At 38.0% G+C, this 21,341-nt stretch carries 23 protein-coding genes, 1 pseudogene and 1 riboswitch; of the genes and pseudogenes, 17 read left to right on the top strand and 7 right to left on the bottom strand.

What is annotated here, in order from left to right; translation table 11 throughout:
* Positions 1–4 precede the first annotated feature (4 nt).
* From AKG34_RS18510 to AKG34_RS18500, 3 genes and pseudogenes are all read left to right on the top strand, one after another.
* Positions 5–238, top strand: a complete 234-nt coding sequence (locus AKG34_RS18510; RefSeq protein WP_053347447.1) for a YczF family membrane protein — start codon at positions 5–7, stop codon at positions 236–238.
* A 208-nt stretch (positions 239–446) separates the two neighbouring features.
* Entirely contained in the window at positions 447–3,668 is a 3,222-nt protein-coding gene (locus AKG34_RS18505) for a DEAD/DEAH box helicase (RefSeq protein WP_053347446.1), read from the top strand.
* 39 nt (positions 3,669–3,707) lie between these two features.
* Positions 3,708–3,974 (top strand): annotated as a pseudogene (locus tag AKG34_RS18500) (LysE/ArgO family amino acid transporter); the annotation flags it as partial.
* 360 nt (positions 3,975–4,334) lie between these two features.
* On the opposite strand, the gene AKG34_RS18495 reads toward AKG34_RS18500, so the two are convergent.
* From AKG34_RS18495 to AKG34_RS18480, 4 genes are all read right to left on the bottom strand, one after another.
* Complete coding sequence (locus AKG34_RS18495) at positions 4,335–4,520, bottom strand: DUF8096 family protein (RefSeq protein ID WP_053347445.1); 186 nt, start codon at positions 4,518–4,520, stop codon at positions 4,335–4,337.
* A 142-nt stretch (positions 4,521–4,662) separates the two neighbouring features.
* A complete protein-coding gene (locus tag AKG34_RS18490) occupies positions 4,663–4,977 on the bottom strand; it encodes a DMT family transporter (RefSeq protein ID WP_053347444.1) in 315 nt (104 codons plus the stop codon).
* Positions 4,977–5,318, bottom strand: coding sequence for a DMT family transporter (locus tag AKG34_RS18485; RefSeq protein WP_053347443.1), 342 nt, complete (start codon positions 5,316–5,318; stop codon positions 4,977–4,979). Before AKG34_RS18485 ends, AKG34_RS18490 begins: the two co-directional genes overlap by 1 nt.
* A 70-nt stretch (positions 5,319–5,388) precedes the next feature.
* Positions 5,389–5,490, bottom strand: a riboswitch (guanidine-I (ykkC/yxkD leader).
* A 300-nt stretch (positions 5,491–5,790) separates the two neighbouring features.
* Positions 5,791–6,762: a DMT family transporter gene (locus AKG34_RS18480; protein ID WP_053347442.1), complete on the bottom strand. Its 972-nt coding sequence runs from the start codon at positions 6,760–6,762 to the stop codon at positions 5,791–5,793.
* A 622-nt stretch (positions 6,763–7,384) separates the two neighbouring features.
* On the opposite strand from AKG34_RS18480, the gene AKG34_RS18475 reads away from it, so the two are divergent.
* The gene (locus AKG34_RS18475) at positions 7,385–7,669 is read left to right on the top strand and encodes a transition state genes transcriptional regulator AbrB (protein WP_053347441.1); all 285 of its coding nucleotides are present in this window, start codon (positions 7,385–7,387) and stop codon (positions 7,667–7,669) included.
* A gap of 64 nt (positions 7,670–7,733) precedes the next feature.
* Here AKG34_RS18475 and AKG34_RS18470 read toward each other — a convergent pair whose 3' ends face one another.
* Entirely contained in the window at positions 7,734–8,171 is a 438-nt protein-coding gene (locus AKG34_RS18470; protein WP_053347440.1) for a GNAT family N-acetyltransferase, read from the bottom strand.
* A gap of 97 nt (positions 8,172–8,268) precedes the next feature.
* Positions 8,269–9,393, bottom strand: coding sequence for a serine hydrolase (locus AKG34_RS18465; protein ID WP_053347439.1), 1,125 nt, complete (start codon positions 9,391–9,393; stop codon positions 8,269–8,271).
* Positions 9,394–9,708: 315 nt separating this feature from the next.
* Here AKG34_RS18465 and AKG34_RS18460 point away from each other — a divergent pair, with 315 nt between their 5' ends.
* Together AKG34_RS18460 and AKG34_RS18455 are read left to right on the top strand one after the other, a co-directional pair.
* On the top strand, positions 9,709–10,569 hold the full coding sequence (locus AKG34_RS18460) for a PHP domain-containing protein (RefSeq protein WP_053347438.1): 861 nt from the start codon (positions 9,709–9,711) through the stop codon (positions 10,567–10,569).
* A gap of 189 nt (positions 10,570–10,758) precedes the next feature.
* Entirely contained in the window at positions 10,759–11,460 is a 702-nt protein-coding gene (locus tag AKG34_RS18455) for a GntR family transcriptional regulator (protein WP_053347437.1), read from the top strand.
* On the opposite strand, the gene AKG34_RS28085 is transcribed toward AKG34_RS18455, so the two are convergent.
* Entirely contained in the window at positions 11,453–11,608 is a 156-nt protein-coding gene (locus AKG34_RS28085) for a hypothetical protein (RefSeq protein WP_161804953.1), read from the bottom strand. The two genes, AKG34_RS18455 and AKG34_RS28085, sit on opposite strands and share 8 nt — an antisense overlap.
* A gap of 174 nt (positions 11,609–11,782) precedes the next feature.
* Here AKG34_RS28085 and phnG point away from each other — a divergent pair, with 174 nt between their 5' ends.
* The 11 genes from phnG (at position 11,783) to AKG34_RS18400 (ending at position 21,249) form a co-directional block, all read left to right on the top strand.
* Positions 11,783–12,208: a phosphonate C-P lyase system protein PhnG gene (gene phnG / locus AKG34_RS18450; RefSeq protein WP_053347436.1), complete on the top strand. Its 426-nt coding sequence runs from the start codon at positions 11,783–11,785 to the stop codon at positions 12,206–12,208.
* 13 nt (positions 12,209–12,221) lie between these two features.
* The gene (gene phnH, locus AKG34_RS18445; RefSeq protein WP_053347435.1) at positions 12,222–12,839 is read left to right on the top strand and encodes a phosphonate C-P lyase system protein PhnH; all 618 of its coding nucleotides are present in this window, start codon (positions 12,222–12,224) and stop codon (positions 12,837–12,839) included.
* On the top strand, positions 12,821–13,957 hold the full coding sequence (locus AKG34_RS18440) for a carbon-phosphorus lyase complex subunit PhnI (RefSeq protein ID WP_053347434.1): 1,137 nt from the start codon (positions 12,821–12,823) through the stop codon (positions 13,955–13,957). Before phnH ends, AKG34_RS18440 begins: the two co-directional genes overlap by 19 nt.
* Positions 13,950–14,804, top strand: coding sequence for an alpha-D-ribose 1-methylphosphonate 5-phosphate C-P-lyase PhnJ (locus AKG34_RS18435; RefSeq protein ID WP_053347433.1), 855 nt, complete (start codon positions 13,950–13,952; stop codon positions 14,802–14,804). The genes AKG34_RS18440 and AKG34_RS18435 overlap by 8 nt, the downstream gene beginning before the upstream one ends.
* A complete protein-coding gene (locus AKG34_RS18430) occupies positions 14,805–15,650 on the top strand; it encodes an ATP-binding cassette domain-containing protein (RefSeq protein WP_053347432.1) in 846 nt (281 codons plus the stop codon).
* A 31-nt stretch (positions 15,651–15,681) separates the two neighbouring features.
* Positions 15,682–16,860 (top strand): phosphonate metabolism protein PhnM, encoded by a 1,179-nt coding sequence (gene phnM / locus AKG34_RS18425; RefSeq protein ID WP_053347431.1) that lies wholly within the window; start codon positions 15,682–15,684, stop codon positions 16,858–16,860.
* A gap of 24 nt (positions 16,861–16,884) precedes the next feature.
* Positions 16,885–17,598 carry a phosphonate C-P lyase system protein PhnL gene (locus AKG34_RS18420; protein ID WP_053347430.1) on the top strand — a complete coding sequence of 238 codons (714 nt, stop codon included), beginning with the start codon at positions 16,885–16,887 and terminating at the stop codon, positions 17,596–17,598.
* A gap of 128 nt (positions 17,599–17,726) precedes the next feature.
* Positions 17,727–18,773 carry a phosphate/phosphite/phosphonate ABC transporter substrate-binding protein gene (phnD, locus tag AKG34_RS18415; protein WP_053347429.1) on the top strand — a complete coding sequence of 349 codons (1,047 nt, stop codon included), beginning with the start codon at positions 17,727–17,729 and terminating at the stop codon, positions 18,771–18,773.
* A gap of 40 nt (positions 18,774–18,813) precedes the next feature.
* Positions 18,814–19,602 (top strand): phosphonate ABC transporter ATP-binding protein, encoded by a 789-nt coding sequence (phnC, locus tag AKG34_RS18410; protein WP_053347428.1) that lies wholly within the window; start codon positions 18,814–18,816, stop codon positions 19,600–19,602.
* Complete coding sequence (locus AKG34_RS18405; RefSeq protein WP_053347427.1) at positions 19,592–20,377, top strand: PhnE/PtxC family ABC transporter permease; 786 nt, start codon at positions 19,592–19,594, stop codon at positions 20,375–20,377. Before phnC ends, AKG34_RS18405 begins: the two co-directional genes overlap by 11 nt.
* A complete protein-coding gene (locus tag AKG34_RS18400; protein WP_053347426.1) occupies positions 20,377–21,249 on the top strand; it encodes a PhnE/PtxC family ABC transporter permease in 873 nt (290 codons plus the stop codon). The genes AKG34_RS18405 and AKG34_RS18400 overlap by 1 nt, the downstream gene beginning before the upstream one ends.
* The last annotated feature ends 92 nt before the right edge of the window (positions 21,250–21,341 follow it).

The raw sequence follows: 21,341 nt of genomic DNA, 5'->3' as shown, positions 1-21,341 counted from the left end.
AAAAATGAAAATCTTCGGTATTACTATTTTGATGCTAATCCTTTTAGTGGCCTTGTCTTTAGGCCTAGATAATCTTTTAGGGTTTGATTTGGATAATTCCATTAAACATGCATTTAATCCTTTTTTGGTGAAGGATGTGACTGAACTTGTCCTCTTTCTTTTTCTTCTTGTTATGCTTTTGTTTAGTTTCTTTTATCGAAAAAAAAAGAAAGGAAACAAAGCCAAAGGACAACAATAAAGATTTACATATTCCCGTTGCTGCACTATAGATGAACTCTATTTCAAATCTGATTTGAATAAGGGGGTTTGTCTTTTTGCTTTTTTACCACCTCGGATTCCCATTTCATAGTATGATGATAAAATGAGCTTATTTTTCATATAGAATGGAAAACCACCTTTACATAAATAACAATAGCACAGAGGTCCTCAGGAAGGAGAACGGCATTTTGAATATCAAATTAAATCAAAAAATCATTAAAGATATGTGCGGGACAGTCTCCTTCAAAAGAGGAGATGCTTTTTATCGTGCTAATAAAGTGACATTTGAAAGTTACCGTCCTGATGGTTGTGAAGCAACTGTTAAAGGAATAGAAGATTTCCATGTCTCTATTGAAGTGGATGCTGCCGGAGGCTTTCGCACGAAATGCAGCTGCCCAACGCTTGCTTCTTTTCAACGGGATTGTCAGCATATTGCGGCCGTATTACTGTCGGTATACGAACACCAGCGTCAAGGAACAATTCCTGAAGGTCTAAACGAACCTCAGTCTGACGCTTCAGCAAATATGAAGCTGACAGATGGTTTGCTTACGCTTTTCAATAATCAGCCTGTACGCTCAAGTGGCCATCAGCTCCACTTTGAAAACAGGCAGGTGCTTGATGCGGAGTTTACATGTAAGCCCATCACGATAGGCCAGGGCAGATACATGTTCGGAATTGAAGTGAAGATTGGTCCGACAAATGTACTAAATCTCAGGGATTTTCTGAAGCAGGTAAAAGAAGGAAAACCTGCCCAAGTGTCCCTTTCATTTCTGTATGATCCTGATCTCCATTGTTTTCAGCGTGAAACAGATGCAGTTATTCAGCAGCTTATCCAAGTGACTTATGATGAACAGGTCTATCTTGACGCCCTTCCGTACAAATCTGACTATACAATGAGCAATCACCTGTTACTCATTCCGCCAACTTCTTTTGAAAGGCTTGTCCCTATCCTTACAATCGCACCATTGGTGAAGCTTGCGTATGACGGGAATACGTTTGACAGTTTTCAGATATCCGGCGAACCGCTTCCTTTACAGTTTGAATTTGCCGAAAGTGAGGGCAAAGGATATAAACTGAATATTAAAGGGTTGAATGAAATAATTGTGATGAATGCATACAGATCTGTTTTATCTGAAGGGAAATTGGTTCCCCTCGAAAGTGAAGACTGCCAACGTCTCTCAGATTTAAAACAGATGTTGGAAGATTCAGGAATGAATAAAATTCCAATTCATCAGGAGCAATTAGAGTTATTCCTGGAAAAAGTGGTTCCAGGTTTGAAAAAACTAGGTGATGTTCATTTCTCGGGGGCCATTTCTGAGCAGTTCGAGAAGACACCATTGATTGCTAAGCTATACTTAGATCGCGTAAAAAATAGGCTGCTTGCAGGGTTGGAATTTCACTATGAAAATATCGTGATTAATCCTTTGGAAAATCAGGAACTCAAGTCAGTTTCCAAGCTTATAAGAGATGTGGATAAAGAGGAAGAGATCCTGCAACTGATGGATGATAGCATGTTTGCCAAGACAGACGGTGGATATTTTTTACATAATGAAGAGTTGGAGTATGAGTTTTTGTACCATGTCGTTCCGAAACTTCAAAAGCTTGTTCAAATATATGCCACGACTGCTGTAAGAAATCGGATTTCCCGAGGGAATGCTGCTCCGCAAATTAGGGTGAAAATCAAAAAAGAACGGACTAATTGGCTGGAATTCAAATTTGAAATGGATGGCATTCCTGAAAAACAAATACGAGAAGTTCTAGAAGCTCTAGAGGAAAAAAGGAAGTATTATCGTTTGAGGAATGGATCGTTGCTTTCCCTTGAGACAAGGGAGTTTGAAGAAATCAATCGTTTTCTGAATGCACTTCCGGTCCAGAATGAAGATTTGGAAAGTCGCTTAAATGTACCAATCGTAAGAGGGCTTCAGCTTCTTGATTCTGTAAATGACAGCAATACATTTACAATAGAGGAGTCATTCCGCAAGTTCTTGGAAAACATCCGCAATCCAAGTAACCTGGAGTTCGCGGTGCCAAAGAGTTTAGAGTCAATATTACGGGACTATCAAAAAAGCGGCTACAAATGGATGAAAATACTTGCTTGCTATGGCTTTGGAGGAATTCTCGCAGATGATATGGGACTGGGTAAAACTCTGCAAAGCATCGCATTCATTTTATCCGAGCTTCCAGACATCCGTAAGAAGAACCTCCCCGCTCTTATTGTTTGTCCATCATCTTTGACATATAACTGGCTGAGTGAATTCATGAAATTTTCCCCGGATATACAAGCCATCGTCGTGGATGGCAATAAAACAGAAAGGTCAAAGATACAGAAGGAAATAACGGGCATAGATGTTGTCATTACCTCATATCCGTTATTACGTAAGGACATTATGTGGTTTGAGAAACAAGATTTTCACACGGTGTTTTTTGATGAGGCACAGGCATTTAAGAACCCAGGGACACAAACGGCACGAGCGGTGAAGAAGATACAAGCGGATCATCGCTTCGCCCTCACTGGTACCCCGGTTGAGAATTCACTAGAAGAGCTGTGGTCCCTTTTTCACGTTGTCTTTCCTGAACTATTCATGGGGTTAAAGGAATACAGTAACCTCTCAAGGGAAAAAATTGCTCGTAGGATCCGGCCATTTTTACTTCGGAGGTTGAAAGAGGATGTATTATCGGAGCTTCCAGAAAAAATCGAGTCGATGGAATCGATGGAACTGCTACCTGATCAGAAGAAACTGTATGCTGCTTATTTGGCAAAGCTGCGACAAGACACATTGAAACATCTGGATAAAAATACACTTCGGAAAAATCGTATTAGAATCCTCGCTGGCTTGACTCGGTTACGACAGATTTGTTGTCACCCCGCCTTATTTGTGGACGGTTATAAAGGAAGCTCAGCTAAATATGAGCAACTAATGCAGATTGTTGAGGAATCAAAGCTTTCTGGAAGAAGGGTACTGATTTTCTCACAGTTTACGAAAATGCTTCAGATCATTGGTAGAGATTTAGCGAATCAAGGGCAGCCCTTTTTCTACCTAGATGGACAAACACCATCAAAAGAACGCGTTGAAATCTGTAATCGATTTAATGCAGGTGAACGTGATATATTTCTCATTTCATTGAAAGCAGGCGGTACAGGTCTTAACCTGACGGGTGCCGATACTGTCATTTTATATGATCTTTGGTGGAATCCAGCAGTCGAGGAACAAGCAACAGACCGTGCTCATCGTATGGGACAGAAAAATGTTGTTCAGGTCATCAAACTTGTTGCCCGCGGCACAATCGAAGAAAAAATGAATGAACTGCAAGAGAAAAAGAGGCATCTGATTGAAGAAATCATCGACCCTGAGGAGAAATCGTCATCTGCTCTTACTGAAGAGGACATTCGGGAAATATTGATGATATAGAGAGCTAGGGGAATTACAGAATGTTAGCAGCAATGTTCTAAAAAACAGATTATGTTTGCTATGTCTGTTTCATTACTAAACCCCCACGCGATTATTGATACCGTTGGGGTTATTGGAATCAGTTCTCTTAGCTATACCGGGATAGAGAAAATGACGTTTACCGCTGCAACTATATTAATTTCTTGGATTTGGTATTTCAGTCTGGCTATCGTGGGGAAAAAGGTAGGAGATATCGATACCGATGGGAGATTTATAAACGAAATCAACAAAGTATCTGCAATTATGATATGGATTGTCGCTATATATAGCATTCCAACTATACAAAATGTAGTAGGACTTTTAACGGCGTTCCTAGTCAATTATAGTGTTAGCCCAAGAAGGCCGCCCTCCAATTGGCGGCCTTTTAAGTTTTGACTATTGAAGGGTAACATGAAATTTGAGAGCGTTCCGGGCGCCACTATGAAAGAAGAAAGCTGATTAAAAAGAAAACAATCAGATCAGGTCATACTGCGAGGGAAATCTGGCATCTACCATGATTCGCTGAAGGAATTCATTTATTGCTATAACCTTTTCTGATTTTGATCTCCGAAGAAAGGAAAGAGTATATGTGATAAATCCAAACGAACAAAAAGTAAAAAATAATAAAAACCCTATAACTATATAGGGTCAAATCGATTTCTTCATGCCGCACTCTCTGCATTTACGAATATATACATAGTTCTTAACCGAACTTTCAAATTGAGCTTTACCGCAATTGTCACAGCGACCACTAACGATGTCAGGATAATCTGCGTAGTCATAAATAATTGTGGTGTCATATTCCTTTTTTTCTTCTGGAATTTCTTCAGACAAAGTAAAATCACCTTCACTATTTTATTTAACTAATTTATCATACCAAATTTTTATAGCAGTAGGTAGGTAAGTGATAAAACCCAAATCGATTTGTTCTAAATTGATATAAGAACTTTTTATACAAAGAAGGAGTGAAAACTTCTTATGAAACAAGTTTTAATCCTATTGCTGCACCTAACACCATTGCAATAAAAACGACTCTTCTCCAGTCTTTTGATTCCCCATATAAAAGCATGCCGATTATTGCTCCACCAGACGCACCAATTCCTGTCCAGATTGCATAAGCCGTCCCCATGGGTAATGTTTTCATGGCATAAGCAAGAAATAGAAAACTTGCCCCAAATCCGAAAAACAACAGCGCCAAGGATTGCCAATTACGGTCTTTGTGCAATTTATTAATCATCGCAACACCAAACATTTCAAATAGCCCAGCTAAGATTAAAGAGACCCAAGCCATTAGGATTCATCTCCTTTTTCAACATTATTCTTAGTCACTAGTTTCAAGCCGATTACCCCTGCTAATAACAGTAAAATCAAAAGTGTTTTACTCAATTTAAATGATTCTCCAAAGAATATGATTTCGGAAAAAACGGTTCCTGCTGTCCCCATTCCTACAAATACTGCATATACGGTTCCAACGGGAAGTTTTCGTCCAGCCATTATCATTAAATAGAAGCTGATGATGATAGAAATAACAGTTCCAGTCCAAGTCCAAAAGTCATTTGCGTGTTTTAAACCAATAACCCAAAAAACTTCAAAAAAAGCAGCAATAAATACCTTAATCCAGTTTGTACTCATTAAAAATAACACCTCCAATTTTATTCTTACCAAAAAACAAAAAAAGCCTAAGAGATAACTGTAAAACAGTTTCTCCCAGGCTTTTATCCTTCCGTGACACAGCAAAACTGTGAGTTTTCTCTCGGACCAGACTAGCACAGACACTTGCAACGGAACCCTAGAAAACATTTAACATATACAATTAAGTTATATTATACATACATTTTAAATTTACTCAAGGTTAAAGGGCTATTTACTTTTTCCAATGAATGTATGAATCTATTCGAAAAAGGCATCCAAATCCTTTCCAGCCTTCTATAATTACGATAACAGGATGAGGACAAATAAAATGCTCGAATGAAACCTCAATAAATTACCGCTAATTAAGATTTTAAATTACATACTTTCTCTAGTGTTCCAATAAAAATGCATCTGACAAGTACCAACACATTGGTCTTATCAGATGCATTTATAGTCCTGCCTTACTCTTATATTAGTCACTCACTGACTGATTTCGAGGATTGACTTCTTTTATATGAGAAACATAACTATGCAAAATCATCCCAATAATAACGATAAAGATGCCGAACCACGATAAAGGAGAAGGGGATTGTAAAGATAAAAATAGTAATTCCCCGGCAAGAGCAAAAAGGACTTCCATTGATTGTGTGGCTTCAACGGAAGCTAACTTCTGCATATTTCCCCTTACCAAATCGGTCGCTTTGAAAAAAAGGACCGTTGCAATAACTCCAGAAAATAGTGCTACCAAAAGGGATTGAAAACTCTGCATTTTCGTTGGTGCTCCTACCGTAAAAAAACCATACAACGAAAGTAAGAACCAGAATGGCAGACTCGCTAAAGTCATCCCTAACACACGCTGATAAGCATCTAAACGTCCTTGAGACACTTCCATCATTTTGCGGTTCCCTAAAGGGTATGCAAATGAGGCGATGACGATTGGGATTACCCCCAACCAGAGATTTGCCATAGAAATATGCTTAGTGTGTTCTAGTTGCATAAGTATGATCCCCAACAGAATGATAAGGGACATGAGAAGACCTTTCAAAGAAATCTCTCCTCTTTTCCTTACGAGTCCATCTTGTGTTTGAACATTTTCAAAAAATAACGGAGCAAGTAAAGCACCTGAGATAATCGTGATTTGCCAAGTGCCGGCGATTAGCCAGCCAGGTGAGTAGGCAGATGCAAAGCATAAGGGGGCATAGAACAATCCAAACCCTACAAAACTCCATAGCAACCAAGGCCCTGGTCGTTCTCTCATCACCTGCAAGAGTGGTCGGAGGTTTTTTCTACTTAGGACGATACATACTAGAAAAGGAACCATAAAGATATATCGAAGCGAAGCACTCCATATCCAACTTCCACCAGATAATTCCATTGACTGATTTAACACAAACGTAAATGCAAAAAAGAAAGCAGAGCAAATACCTAATATAATTGGTCGCAATCGACTCACCTCAATCTGTTTTATGAGCCAATAATTAGCCAAGCCTCTGAAGTATGGCAATCGTTTCGGCTTTCTTATGATTAGAAAAGAATTTAGAACATACCTTTTACGAGATTCAAACCTTAGGGTTGGAGTAACGAACCAGGTTGTCATGTTTTAACGTACTTTCCCTTCAAGAGCTAATGAGGAGATTTGTTACGGAAAGATAAGGTGAATATTCTAAATATTAAATCTAACAATCATACTAAATTGTCCTTCAGTTATACAAAAAAATCAACTGCATTCTTTAAGACTGTGAATATGTCTTCTGCAATATTCGACATAAATTATATCTTTAAATAAGAGTATTGATGTTTGGATATGGAAAAAATTAATATGCCAATTTTATGTTTATCATACAAAAAATACCTAATTTAAACCTTTAAAATAGCATAATAGCGCTATTTATAGAGGTTTTATTGAGTTATAAGATAATAATCATATAGAGGTAGATAATATACGAAGATACGAGAATTGACGAATTTGGGAGGGAGTGGTATATTTATAGGAGTGCAAATTATGTCGAATGTTGACGAAAAGTATAGATGTAAAATTTGAAAGAAAATTAGTGAGGTAAATAAAAATGAAATCTACAGGTATTGTACGTAAAGTTGACGAATTAGGACGGGTAGTAATTCCTATCGAATTACGCCGTACTTTAGGAATTAAAGAGAAAGATGCTTTGGAAATCTACGTAGAACAAGAGCGTATAATCCTTCAAAAATACAAAGCAAACATGACTTGTCAGGTAACGGGCGATATATCTGATGACAATATGAAACTTGCAAACGGTAAATTAATACTTAGCCGTGAAGGTGCTGAACTTCTAATTAAAGAAATTCAAGCAAGCTATGAAACTGCTAAATAATTCATTTTAAATAAAAAGCATTCAAGTGTAGAGAAAATTTTATTTTCTCTACACTTTTTTCATTTTATATGGAGAAGTAATAAAAATAATTAGATTCTCGAATAAAACCAATTTTTTCGTAAAGTTTTTGCGCATTGCCGTTATCCTTATCTGTCTCAAGCGACACTCCTTTTGCACCAGTTTCTTTTGCAAAAGCAATAGCGGCTTTTAATAACTTCTCACCAAATCCCTTTTTGCGAGCATTTCCCTTCACAAATAAATCGTTTAACACCCATGACCGCATCATGCTCACTGATGAAAATGAAGGATATAATTGAACAAAACCAATAGGGTTAACCCCATCAAAGGCCATAAAAATGACCGACTCTTCGTTCGTTAACCTTTCCTTTAAAAACTCCCTTGCACCCTCAAGATTTGACGTTTGCTCATAGAACACTCTGTATAAATCAAAAAGTTCTGTTAAGGAATCAAGCTCATTTAAAGTAGCTTTTTGAATACCCATGTAATGAACCTCCAGTGTTTATTTTATAGAATACTCTTAATTTACCATTTATTGATAAGTGGCTGTGAATAAACTGTTCGATTCATTGCCTAATGCTTCATAGATTGGATACTTCTTTTTTGACGTATGTTCGAAATTTCGTATCTGTTAGAAATTTAAGCTGAAACGCATTCATATTTTTGGAAAGTTTTGCTTGTTCAATAGAGGTTAAATCGTTTGCAAAAAATGCAAGCTCTGTTTGGTTATTATCTTTATCCTTCGCATACATCGAAATCGTAAGAACAAAGGCAGTAGAGCCTCCCTTTTGACCTGCATGAACAAGCCACTCACGATTGCTTGGACTTTTCATTATCTGTTCTAATACCGGATCGAGATACACATAAACGTTTTTATCAAAGTGCGTCTTGCTATTTAGTTTTTTCATTATGGAGACATAGTCTTCTGTAGTTGCTCGGGGCAAACGATCAGACCAATTTTTTTGAAAATCACTACCCATCATTTTCATTGCTTGTTTCTTTTCCTGATCTGTTGGGGGGTGAGTCTGCCACTTTTTGTGAATAGCAATCGCCCGATCACGGTATTCACCTTTGTCCATATTTTTCAGGGCCTTTAGGGTATCTTGTTTAGTTAATTTTTTTTCTTTCATTAATTGGTCAGGTATGAACAGCGAACTTACAATGGGATACATTGGCTCATGACTGGTAATGCCTAAGCTCCCTGGAACATGATTGATGTTTTGAAGGCCAAGCATAGTTATTAAGTAATCTGTATTCGCATTAGAACTGTAAGCAATCATTCCATCTACTACTTCACTTAAAGGAACTCTATCTATCTCTTTATCCTTTTTGACCTGAGTAATCCATGCCTCATGTGCTCCCCCGTCTGTTTTAGGAACATAAAATCTGTCTAGGTCGGCTAATTTCACTTCTTGCTCTGGATTGATTTGCCCCACTGCCGCCTGTTGTGCATATTCAATGGCTACGATGATTTTGACGGTGCTTGCTAAAGGAAGCGGCGTGTTGGCATTAACATGTACCCATTTCTCATCATTAAGATGAATGGATAAAGAAACGTTCTTGTTCTCTGCATTCTCCTTGATAAACTGAACTATATATTCTGGATCCTCTTTGTTGATATCCTTCTTAAACATCCACATCCCAATTCCTAGAATCAAACATAGAGATAGTCCAATACCTCCGATTAAAAAGAGTAATATTTTCAAAATAACACCTGCCTTTTTACATATAAATACATATACGACTGCTCAATGATTAGGTTTCATTTTACTTATGAAGAACTTTTTAAGCATGTAAGCAGTGAGATAGAATTAATAATGAAAAAATGAAGCCTTCCTCAAAGACTCCATTTTTCTCGGTCATTTTAAAAGATTTTCTGCATGTAGGAAGTGACTTAGGAATTAGAGTCCATACAAAATCCCATGCCCTTTTACGTTTTTTTTACATCAGCTTAACGTGGCCAACTTGGCACCAAGTTAGGATGCTAGTAGGTAACCAATAAGAATGGGGGGGGATTAACAATGAAGGTTGAATTACATTGTCATACGAATATCTCAGATGGATCTTGTTCGTTTGGAGAACTATTGGAGGTTGCAAAAAGGGAGAGTATTGGTCATTTAGCGATTACCAACCACGATACTACGATGGGGTTGCAAGAGATGGTGGAAAAGGGAAAAGAAAAAGGGATTGAAATCATCCCTGGTATAGAAGTTTCTGGTTATGATTTTGCAAGAGGTAGACGTGTACATATTTTGGGATATTTTGTTGAGTATGGTCATAAGGCACTTGAGGAGCTATGTAATCCATTGATTGAAAAGAGGAATGCAGCCTCTGTAAAAATGGTGGAGCGAATAATCAATGCAGGATATCAAATAACTTGGGAGCAGGTTTCTAAGTTTAGGGGGGGAACCGGGGTTTATAAACAGCATATTATGCAAGCGCTAAGGGAAGCGGGATATACGGATTCTATCTATGGAGATTTGTATAAGAAAATCTTCAGTCGCGGTCAAAATGGAGAAGAGCCAGGTATTGCATTTATTCCTATGGAGTATGTGGATGCTGTTCTAGCTGTAAAGGCGATTCGTGCTGCCGGAGGCGTTCCGGTCCTTGCTCATCCTGGACAATACGATAGCTTCGAAATTATTCCAGCTCTTGTAGAAGCAGGACTTGAAGGGATTGAAGTCCTTCACCCACATCATGGTCATGCAGAAGAAGAAAGAGCGATTCAATATGCAGATCAATACAAACTCATTAAGACAGGAGGTTCAGATTTTCATGGGGTGTATGGGGATAAACCGATTCGGCTAGGTAATTATAGCCCTGGAACAGAATGTGTGAATGCTTTGACATTAAAGAAAAAAAGCATGGCTATTAAATTTTGAAAGAGACAATGTAGAGTAGTGTATGGAAAGATTCAGAAAATAGGTATTCCTTTTGTCCTGGTAATTGACCAGGACTATTTTTTTTTACAAGAAAATCATGGTAGCTTCATATTTTCTCATTACACTAACACTAATAAGAAAAAGGTACAGGTGTAAGGCAGACCGGATAAATAAAGGGGGAGATGTCTGTTGGCAGAAAAAAACTTTTTAGTGGATCATTTGATTTCAGAAATTAAGAGAGGGACCTTTCAATTGGATAAAAAGTTACCTTCAGAGCATATACTCGCTGATCAATTTAATGTTCCAAGAATGGTTGTTAGAAAGGCATATGAACAGCTTCAAGATTTAGGTTATATCTATTCAAAGCAAGGGAAGGGAAGTTATGTCCAGGACAGCAAGAAGCAAATTCCGTTAATTCTGTCTGGAGATGTAAGTTTCACTGAGAAAATGAAGGAATTCCAGTTTGCCTTTCAAACGATTACTATTTTTTGCGAAGAAATTTCTTATGATCAGAAGATTTTTCAAAGCCTCGATGTGGAAAGTGATGAGAAAGTCTATAAAATTGGCAGGCTGAGGTTAATAGACGAATTTCCGATTGCTCTTCATACATCTTATGTAGCAAAATCAACTTTTCCTGAAATAGATAAGGATGGTCCTGATATTACCTCTATGTTTCTATACTATAGGCAGCGTGGTTATGTAGAATTCGGATCCAGTAGCAGCACGCTGAATGTTATTTTTCCAACTCTATTTGAACGAGATATTTTGCAGTGTTCAAGTTTAATTCCACTTTTGCAAGTGGAATCAGTATGCGTGGATAAGGGGAGTAATCAAGTCCTTGAGCATACGGTCATTGTCTATCGCAGCGATTGTTTCACCTATGTTATGTAAAAAACTTCCATCCCATATACCGCTCGAATTCACGAGTAAATACTCGAAACTCACGAGTAAATGCTCCAAATTCACGGGTAAAAGCACGGAACTCACGAGTAAATGCTCCGAATTCACGAGTAACGCTCGAATTCACGAATATAAGCACGTAAATGCTCCAGATTCACGAGTAAAGCACGAAACTTTGAATAGAATATGCCCGTTCACGTTAGTGCTTTTACAAATTACATACAAAGATTTACTCATTCTTAACGTAGGTTCACTTGGCAACAAGATACATTGAAGATGTAGAGAGAAACTAAAACATTTGGAGGCCAATGGAATGAGAAGAAAGGAAAGAACAGAGATTTTGATTCAAGGCACTGCAGACATTGCGAAGGATTTTGCCAAGGAAATAGAAATGAGATATAAAGTAAACGTCATTCAAAAGCCAGAGAGTGCTCTTGTCTTGCTAAAGGCAAGGGAAACGGCAAAAAAGAGTTTGTTTTATCTAGGGGAATTACTGGTGACAGAATGCACTGTCCAAATCCAGGATTCAATCGGTATTGGTATCGTTAAAGGGCATCGAGAAGAGCTGGCTCATTGTTTAGCTATCATTGATGCGGCATATCAGGCTGATCTTGTAGAAACAAGATTATGGTCACATGTTTTAGAAAATGAGAAGAAGAATATACAGAAAAATCTTCAAGAGTTAAATCAATCAATCTTAAGAACCAAGGTGAATTTTGAAACAATGGATGTTCAATAAGGGGGGAAAAGCGATGAATTTGGATGTAGTTCATGATATACAGACTGTTTATAAAAAGCTTGTAGCGGCGACTTCAAGACCTGGTACTTTAGTGGTTTTGGAGAGGGAAGCTAAGATGTTGGATGTTCAAATGGAATGCTTATCTTCTACTATCCTACTTGCACTCACGGTACTTGACCCAGAAGTCACTTTTAAGATTATTTCAAAGGAAGAGGAGATAGTGTCAAGAATGATTAATCAGCTTACCTATTCAAAGGCTGTTGATTTGTCAGAAGCAGATTTTATCTTTATTTTACAGGATGCTTCCAACGAGCAAAGGAAAGACGCAATAAATAAAGCAAAGGTAGGAAATCTGTTGAATCCTCATGAATCAGCAATGATTATTCTAGAAGTCTCGGATGTAACAAAAGGGAACTCAATGATCCTTTCAGGACCAGGAATTCATCAGGAGTCTTTTATATGTCTCCCAAATGTCTCCACCTGGATGAGTGTAAGAAACGAAAAAAACATAGAATTCCCTTTAGGAATCGATATGTATTTTGTGGATGAACAAGATCGTTTAATAGCTTTACCGAGAACTACTCAAATCAAAGAAAATGGGGGTGAGATTAAATGGGATATGTTGCAGTAAAGGGCGGAACAAAGGCCATTGAGGAATCCATAAAACGCTTAAAGTATGAAAGAGTTCATAAAGGGACGGCAATAGAGCTACATAAGATAGAAGCTGGCATGAGAGGGTTAATTGATCAGGTTATGTCCGAAAGCAGTTTGTATGATCAATCACTGTCTGCAATTGCAATTAAACAAGCTGAAGGCAATCCGGAAGAAGCTGTTTTCCTCTTAAGAGCCTATCGATCAACTTTGCCGCGAAAACATGTTTCACGAATTATCAGTTCTGAAAATATGAAAGTAGTGCGCAGGATTTCAGCCAGTTTTAAGGATGTACCTGGCGGACAGATTTTGGGTGCTACGACAGATTATACACATCGGTTACTAGATTCGGAGTTGGAAAAAGAATCGGATAAAAGCATTCAAGATTGGTTACGGGCTTATCAAGAAGAGAATCGTTCAACAGAATATAATCAGAAGCACATGGATGATTTAAACAATTTACCTAAAGTTTTGGACTATTTAAGAAGTGAAGGCTTATTAGCAAGCTGTGAAAACAATGATTTGCAGCCTAGAGATGTTACAAGGAAGAGTCTAGAGTTTCCTTCAAAGCGGAGTGAACGCTTACAAATTCTAACAAGAGGCCAAACAGGTGCAGTAACATCACTAGCTTATGCAGTAATTCGTGGATATGGTGCCCTGCACCCGACAGTAGGAGAGTTACGCGTAGGTCAGCTGCCTGTCTATCTCGATCATCCGCTGGACGATGGTCAAGAGGAAGATAGCTATTATATTGGAGATTTCACAGCGACGGAAGTAGAGATGCTCATTCCGCTAACGGTAGAGAAAGAACAAGGCAAAAAAGAAATAGAGTTTGAAGTTGGCTATGGCATGTGTATGGGACAAAATGAAACAAAAGCAATAGCAATGGGAATTTTAGATAATTGCCTTGAAAGACCAAACAATGAATTTCCAAGTCATAACGAGGAATTCGTTCTTTATCATATAGATTCAGTGGAATCAACGGGCTTCATCTCCCATTTGAAGATGCCTCATTACGTTACGTTTCAATCCAAACTTGATAGTATTCGAAAGTCGAAAGATCAGACCACAGAGCAGGAGGTGGGATTGCATGAATAAAACCTATAATTTTGCATTCTTTGATGAAGGATCGAAACGAGAAATTAGAAGAGCAACCTTAAAGGCGATTGCTATTCCCGGTTATCAAGTTCCATTCGCTTCTAGGGAAATGCCGATTGGGCGTGGTTGGGGCACAGGTGGCCTACAGTTGACATTGTCATTAATCGGAAAGGATGACGTTCTTAAAGTGATCGACCAAGGCTCGGATGAATCCGTTAATGCCGTTAACATAAAAAAACTCGTATCAGACACTACTGGGGTAAGGACAACGGATAGCACAGCTGATGCATCTTTAATCCAGTCTAGACACAGGGTGCCTGAAGTGCCGTTACAAAAAGACCAGATTTTAATTCTTCAAGTTCCATTACCGGAACCTTTAAGGGGTTTTGAGCCAAGCGAACATGAAACGAAAAAGCTACATGCTGAGAGAGAGTATAGTGGAGCATGGCTTATGTTATTTGAAAAAATTATGAAGTACGGAATAATGGCGACAGATGCAGACCATCCGGTAATGGTTCACGACAGGTATGTCATGGCACCAAGTCCAATTCCGAGATTCGATAATGCAAAGCTAGACAATAGTGAAGCGCTCATTTTGTTAGGCGCAGGTAGGGAGAAAAAGGTATATGCTGTACCTCCTTATACAAAGGTATCATCTTTAGCATTTGATGATTATGAATTTGAAATAGAGTCCTTTACAAATCAAGCTTGTATTCTCTGCGGTTCCAATGATGTGTTTTTTGATGAACTTGTTGATGAGGATACAGGAGAAACGTATTTCCAATGTAATGATACAAGCAATTGTCTTGAAATAGTCAATCAAAAACAATCATTGGGAGTGAAATAAATGTCTGTACTTGAAGTACCCGTATTATCAGTTAAACAGATGAACAAACAGTTTGGAAACGGATGTTCAACATGCAAAAATATGAAATTAGGAAAGATGACTAAAAACTATTGTCACAAATGTGGAACGGTTTATGCCTGTAGAGATGTGACGTTTGATTTGTATCAAGGTGAAGTTCTTGGAATTGTAGGAGAGAGTGGCAGTGGCAAATCCACTTTAATGAAAAGTTTGTATTTTGACGAAGAAGTAACCGATGGAGAAATGTATGTGGCTGGCTTTGAGGATGGAAAAAAGAATTTATTCATAGAGTCTGCTCAGAAAAAAAGATATGTTCGAAACCACCTAATGGGGAAGGTTTATCAAAACCCTATTCTAGGATTGAAAATGAATTTCTCCTCGATTGGCAATATTGCTGAGAAGTTAATTTCAGCTGGGAATAGACATGTCGGCAGCATGGAAACAAGAGGTGCCGAGCTCCTTGAAGAAGTGAATATTCCCATTCATAGAATGAAAGAAGAACCAAAGAATTTTTCTGGTGGTATGCAGCAAAGGGTCCAGATAGCCAAAGCGTTGTCTAACAATCCACCCATACTGCTTTTGGATGAGGTCACCACAGGTTTAGATTTATCAGTTCAAGCAAGTGTATTGGATTTAATTAAAGGCCTCCAAAGAGATTTGAATATTAGTATTGTACTGGTTTCTCATGATTTGGGTGTAATCCGAATGCTTGCAGACCGTACGCTTGTTATGCTGGAGGGTAAAGTAATCGAGCGAGGATTAACAGATCAAATACTCGAAGATCCACAGCATCCTTATACCCAACAATTAGTACATTCGCTGCTGTAATAGAAACTAAAGGAAAATGGGGGAAGAGATATTGTTGCTGATTAAAAATGGAAAAATTATAACGGAAGACTTGATATTGATAGACCATGATCTCTTAATTAAGGATGATAAAATTTGCAGAATTGCACCTGTGGGAGAAATCGAAACGAGTCCTGAGATGGAAGTGCTGGACGCTTTGGGTGGATATGTTACACCTGGTTTTATTGATCTCCATTCGGATTACATTGAACATATGACTGCACCGCGCCCTACATCTTTAATGAATTTTCATTTGAGCTTAAGAGAAACAGAAAAGGAACTGATTACGCATGGGATTACGACCATGTTTCACTCTCTATCTCTCTATAAATCAACTGAATACGCATATAAGCCAATTCGGGAGCCTGAGAATGTAAGAAAGCTAATTGACTTAATTGATCAAACACATAAGATGAAGCACCTAGTCCGTCATCGGTTTCATGCCCGTTATGAAATAGATAATTTGGAGGATATTGATAATTTAAAAGAATATATTTCGGAAAAGAAAGTGCATCTAGTCTCATTCATGGACCACACTCCAGGTCAAGGACAATATAGACATCTAGAGATTTATCGAAACACTTTAAGAGGGTATAACGATTATAGTGATGAAGCTATTGATGTAATGATCCAGACTCATCAAGTGAAAGAAAAGCTGACGATTGAAAGAATGAAAGAAATTGCACTGCTAGCAAGAGAAAACAATATTGCAGTTGCCTCACATGATGATGATTCGAAAGAGAAGCTTGAATTAGTTCACAGCTTTGGAACGAATATAAGTGAATTTCCAATCACACTTGAGATTGCCCGTAAGGCACATGAGATGGGGATGTATACAATAGCGGGTGCACCAAATGTGCTTTTGGGAGGTTCTCACAGTGGGAACTTAAGTGCCTCTGAAGCCATTCAAGATGGAAGCATAGACATATTATGCAGTGATTATTACCCTGCAGCCCTCCTACATTCAATGTTTGAATTAGTGGATAACCATGGGATGGATCTTGTTGACATGTTTAAGCTAGTTACGATTAATCCCGCAAAGGCAGTCAAAATGGATGACGAAATTGGATCGATTCATGAAGGGAAAAAGGCTGACATACTTATTATTGAAAAAATTTCTGGTGATTTCCCTGTGATAACAAGTGTGATTGTAGATGGAAAATTGATTCAAAAGACTAATTACAGGATATAAATTTTTTAGAAAGCGGGTGGTAAAGTGGAAAACATATTAGATATTAAAGATTTATCCAAGTCTTTTATTTTACATAATCAATGCAAAGACATTCAAGCAGTTAACAATATTACGATTCGAGTGAAAAAAGGTGAATTTATTGGCATTACAGGCAAGAGTGGCAGTGGAAAATCGACGATCTTAAAATCGATTTATGGTACCTATCGGGTTCAAGAAGGAGATATCTGGTATGAGTCTTCCCACTATGGTCCGATTAATCTAGCAAAAGCTACAGAAAGAGAAATGATTTACCTGCGTAAGCATGAGATAGGCTATGTTTCTCAATTTTTAAATGTCATGCCAAGAACTACAGCAAGGCAGCTCGTAACCGAGGCTATCCTTGAAATGGGACAATCTAGAGAAATAGCCAATATGGAAACAGAAAAAATCCTCGACCACTTTGAAATAGGAAAAGAGCTGCGGGACAGTTACCCTGCTACTTTTTCAGGAGGAGAGAAGCTAAGGTTAAATATAGCAAGAGCAATGGTAAAAAGGCCACGGCTGCTCTTGTTGGATGAACCAACAGCAAGTTTGGATCACGATTCTAAATTGAAGGTGAAAACCCTGCTAGAACAGCTAATGAAAGAAGGAACGACCATGCTAGGTATTTTTCATGACTTGGAGTTCATGAATCGGTTAGTAAATAAAGAATATAGCATACAGAATGGATGTTTTAATCAAGCTATTCAAAAAATTTAACGATTGCTTCACGGAAACTTTACTGAATATTCGGTTTGCTTAATGGCAGGTTAGTATTGTACCTGTATTGTTAAATTGATAGTTATTGAAATAAGAAATGATTTTTTAAATAGGAGGGAAGATTTAACATGAAAAAATCGATTATGTCCATCTTGATGTTTGTAATTTTGGTGGTGTTTACAGGCTGCTCTTCTAGTAGTTCAACAGGAGATAATGCTAAGGGACAAGAAGATGATACATTAACAATAGCGTGGCTGCCAAATGAATCTGGGGAAGATTTAGGGGAAGCCCGCGATGAAATCGGGCGGATCTTAGAAGAAGCCACAGGAAAGAAAGTCGAACATAAGACCACAACAGATTATAATATTGCAATCGAGGCAATTGCTAATGGAAACACTGATTTAGCATTCCTAGGAGCACAAGGATATATTGAAGCAAAAAACAAAAATGATAAGGTTCAATCTCTAGTTGTTCCAAGCGGTGAATCAGGAACCTTGGATGATGCAGTCTACAATAGCTGGCTGGCTGTTCAAAATGCAGAGGATTATAAAATGAACGACGAATATTCCATAGACGATATCCAAGGAAAAAAATTCTCTTTCGTATCAAATAGCTCTACATCTGGTTTCAAAGTTCCTTCCACAGGAATCGTTGATTATTTTTCTCAAAAAGATAAGTTTAAGGAATTAAAGGCCGAGGATTTATTAGAAGGCGGGAAGGATAAATTCTTTAGTGAAGTACTTTATGGTGGTTCCCACCAAGGTTCGGCTGTAAATCTTTTGACTGGGAGAGCAGACGTGGCAGCTTTTTGTGACACATGTGTTAATAATTATGTGGAGCTGGCAGATGGAGAAGAGAATAAAGCAGGTGCTGTGTATAAGGTAAAGAAGGATGCAGCTGAACCCTTTAACACAGTTGTAGACAAAGAATTCTCACTCATTTCAGTGACTCCAGTTTTGAATGCACCCTTCGTGGTGAATACCGAATTAGTTAGTGAGGAAACACGTGAAATAATTCTTGAAACTTTGATGTCTGATGAGATAGCAAATAACGAGAAAGTTTTTGTACCAGAGGACTCTAAGGTATCAGGTCTATTTAAAAAGGCAAGCGGAAAAGAAAGATTGGTGCAAGTTGAGGATGACTGGTTCAATCCAATTCGGGAATTATCTAAATAATTTGCAGATCCTAAAGTAGTAAAATGTAGGGGGATAATACATGACAACATTATTGGAAGTGAAAAATGTCTCAAAACACTTTGGAAATGATACAAAAGCGTTATCCAATATTGACTTCTCTGTGAAAGAAGGAGAATTCGTTTCTATCATAGGGCCATCTGGAGCAGGAAAATCAACTCTTCTTCGGTGCATTAATAGGATGATTGATGCTTCTAGTGGAGATATCATTTTTGATAATGATCATGTATACGAGTTAAATAAAAGGGAGTTAAAGAAAGTACGGAGGAAAATAGGGATGATTTTTCAACATTACAATCTGGTAAATAGACTTAGCGTGATTGAAAATACCCTGCATGGACGATTAGGCTATAAATCTACTTTGGCAGGTATCCTTGGTCTGCACAGTGAAGATGAGAAACTTCAGGCTGCTAATATTCTCCAAATTCTCGGTCTGGAAGATCAGCTCTATAAAAGGTCTGATGAATTGAGCGGAGGCCAGAAACAGCGTGTTGGTATTGCGCGGGCACTTATCCAAAATCCTAAATTGCTTTTATGTGATGAACCGATTGCCTCTCTAGATCCGAATTCATCCAAAGTGATCATGGATCATTTAAGGAATATCTGTACATCCATGGGAATCACAGTAGTAGTTAATCTGCATCAAGTCGATGTTGCGCTAAAATATTCGGATCGAATTATTGGTGTGAATAGTGGCAAGATTGTTTTCAATGGCACATCTCAAAATATAACCTCGAGTGATATCCATCAGATTTATGGGTCAGATGAAGGAAAGTTGATTTTTGATTTGGGAGGTTCCCATGTCGGCTGATATTTTTGCAAAAAAGAGAAGAAATTCGCTTGTATTGTTTTTGATTATTGGGGCTGCGACGGTTGTTTCTATTATCATTACAGAATTCAGCATGGCAAAAGGATTTACCTCCGTTCCTAAGGCTATACAATGGTCGTTATCGAATTTTTATCCAACAAAGGATTCCCTGACTAAACTGCCAGACATTTTGATAAAGCTGAAAGAAACACTTTTAATTTCTATTGCTGCAACGACACTCGCTGGAATATTGGCCTTTGTATTTGCTATTTTGGGTTCTAATACTACAAGAGTGAATGCTTTTTTCGGAGGTTTTAGCCGTGGGATAGCGGTTTTATTTAGAAATATTGATGTCTCAATATGGGCGCTGGTCTTGTTATTTTCATTTGGACAAAGTTCCTTAACCGGTTATTTTGCTTTGTTTTTCGGATCTTTCGGTTTTTTAACAAGAGCCTTTATAGAAACGATCGATGAAGTAAGCAGTAGTTCCGTAGAAGCTTTGCAGGCAACGGGTGCAAGCTATCTAACTATTATTTCGCAGTCTGTTATTCCTTCAACAATCCCGCAAATGATTAGTTGGGTTCTTTTTATGATTGAAACAAATATAAGAAATGCAACATTAGTCGGACTGCTTACAGGATCAGGTATTGGTTTTACGTTTAATCTGTATTATAAAAACTTGAATTATGACATTGCTAGTCTTGTCGTCATCACGATTATTATTTCGATTTTATGTATTGAATATATCTCAAATTACGTGAGGAGGGTGATTTTATAATGCAGGCAGAAGGTCCTATCAAACCATTTCCCTCTCATACTGGCCAGGATTTAGATAAACGGCTACTTGATCTACTATCCAAAAAGCCCTTCTCAAAATCTACAATCGTTATAAGGTTGAGTGTTCTGATCCTTGCGATTTTGACTATGTACGCATTTGTCAGTTTTGATTATAAGGATGTTAAACTTCTGGACGCACTATTATTGACTATGGACAATTTGAAGATCATGTTTTTTGAGCCGCATCTGAAGCACTTTACCTTTACTCAAGCACTATATCAGGTGTCGATTACATTAGGTTTAGCTTTCTTAACGACAATATTTGGTGCAATCATTGCCCTGATGTTGGGACTTTTAGCGGCTGGAAATATCTCGACTAAGCCATTATCGATTGTGATAAAGGGAACGGTTGCCTTGATTAGAGCCGTTCCAACTGTGTTGTGGGTCCTCATTTTTGCAGTCGCAGCAGGATTAGGTAGTGTAGCTGCAGTTATAGGAATGACGTTTCACTCAATAAGTTACCTTGTAAAGGCCTACTCAGAATCCTTCGAAGAAATTGATAAAGGTGCTATTGAAGCCCTACAAGCAAGCGGTGCGAATTGGTGGCAGATCGTTTTCCAAGTAGTCATTCCATCTTCCATTACTTATATCATTTCATGGACTTTCATGCGCTTTGAAATCAATTTTGCAGTGGCAGTCGCAATGGGCGCAGCTGCAGGCGCGGGAGGAATCGGCTTCGATATGTTTATGGCAAGTGGATTTTACTTTGACTTGAGTGAAATTGGAGCAATCACTTATTTTATCCTAATTATTGCAATCTGTCTTGAAATCTTCGCAACGCATATCAAAAGGAAACTAAAAGTATTATCTTGATAGAGGAAGACTGGCTAGGGAGACATGAAATGAAAACGACGTCGAATCAACCTAGAAATTAGGGTGCAAATGCTAAGACAAAAAATAAAACG

The organism is Peribacillus butanolivorans (assembly GCF_001273755.1).
Classification (GTDB): Bacteria; Bacillota; Bacilli; order Bacillales; family DSM-1321; genus Peribacillus; species Peribacillus butanolivorans.
Note: the sequence above shows the minus strand (reverse complement) of the source record. Positions and strands in the feature narration are given on the sequence as shown.